1 protein-coding gene and 1 pseudogene are annotated in these 1,473 nt (G+C 55.4%); both read left to right on the forward strand.

Features of this window, described 5'->3' with window-relative positions:
- Positions 1–124 precede the first annotated feature (124 nt).
- Positions 125–1,039: pseudogene (locus CINSTRO3249_RS15855) on the forward strand (arabinose ABC transporter substrate-binding protein); the annotation flags it as partial.
- A gap of 114 nt (positions 1,040–1,153) precedes the next feature.
- A partial coding sequence (locus tag CINSTRO3249_RS17840) for an ATP-binding cassette domain-containing protein (RefSeq protein ID WP_254304387.1) occupies positions 1,154–1,473 on the forward strand: 320 nt, incomplete at its 3' end.

A 1,473-nucleotide genomic window follows, 5' to 3' on the forward strand; every position in this document is an offset into this window, starting at 1 on the left:
TGCTCATGCTGAGTTTCCAGCACTAGATTAACTGCCCGTTCACGGACTTCCGGAGAGTAACGTTTGGTCGTTGTCATAGAGACCTCCACTTTTAAAGTATAGACTCTAATTTATCCGGGGTGATTCAGACACTCTAAAACTCGGCTTTTTGGTAAAACAACCCGAGGAACCCTGGTTCCAGACCGAATGGCGCTTCGCCGACAAAGCCGGCAAAGATCTGAGCTTTGAGGTAATAAAAATCGCCGTGCCGGATGGCGAAAAAACGCTGAACGCCATCGACAGCCTGGCCGCCAGCGGCGCGAAAGGGTTTGTCATCTGCACCCCGGATCCCAAACTCGGCTCGGCGATCGTGGCCAAGGCGCGCAGCTATGATCTGAAAGTGATTGCCGTGGACGATCAATTCGTCACCGCTAAAGGGAAACCGATGGACAGTGTGCCGCTGGTGATGATGGCCGCCACCAAAATCGGCGAACGTCAGGGGCAGGAATTGTGGAAAGAGATGAATAAACGCGGTTGGAAAGCGCAGGACACCGGTGTAATGGCCATTACCGCTAACGAGCTGGACACCGCCCGCCGTCGGACCTCGGGATCCATGGACGCGCTGAAGACCGCGGGTTTCCCGGAAAAACAGATCTATCAGGTGCCGACCAAGTCCAACGATATTCCCGGCGCCTTTGACGCTGCCAACTCGCTATTGGTGCAGCACCCCGAGGTGAAGAACTGGCTGATTATCGGCATGAATGATAATACGGTCCTGGGCGGCGTCCGCGCGACCGAAGGACAAGGCTTTAAAGCCGCGAATGTCATCGGTATCGGTATCAATGGCGTTGACGCGGTGAGCGAATTGTCGAAAGCCAATGCGACCGGCTTCTACGGTTCGCTGCTGCCGAGCCCGGATGTGCACGGTTACAAAAGCATTCAAATGTTGGATCAATGGGTCACCAAAGGCGTGGAACCGCCGAAATTTACCGAAGTCACCGATGTAGTGCTCATCACGCGCGACAATTTTAAGCAGGAGCTGGATAAGAAAGGACTGTAAACAGTCCTGTCGGTTGACGGGCCGCCGCAGGGCGGCCTGTCTCATGATGACGTCATTTCCTCGCCGCGGCTCCGGCCGCCGGGGTTACAGGCGCGGCTACCCGAGGATGTGTTCATGACTACGGCACCCCCCTACCTGTCGTTTCGCGGCATCGGCAAAGTGTTTCCCGGCGTCAAAGCGCTGGACGCCATCAGTTTTGATTGTTACGCCGGTCAGATTCATGCCTTGATGGGTGAAAATGGCGCCGGTAAATCGACGCTTTTAAAAATTCTTAGCGGCAGTTACACGCCGTCCCAAGGCGAGATTCTGTCGGGTAGCAGCAGCGCATTACTGCGCCGCCGCCCCCTCAGAACCGTACGTGCCAGTTTCCCGGCATACGGCTCAAGCCTTTCGATAACTCCATGTAAGAGCCGGTTTAACAACGGAAAAACCAC

Origin of the sequence: Candidatus Sodalis sp. SoCistrobi, from assembly GCF_900143145.1 — a bacterium.
Classification (GTDB): domain Bacteria; phylum Pseudomonadota; class Gammaproteobacteria; order Enterobacterales; family Enterobacteriaceae; genus SoCistrobi.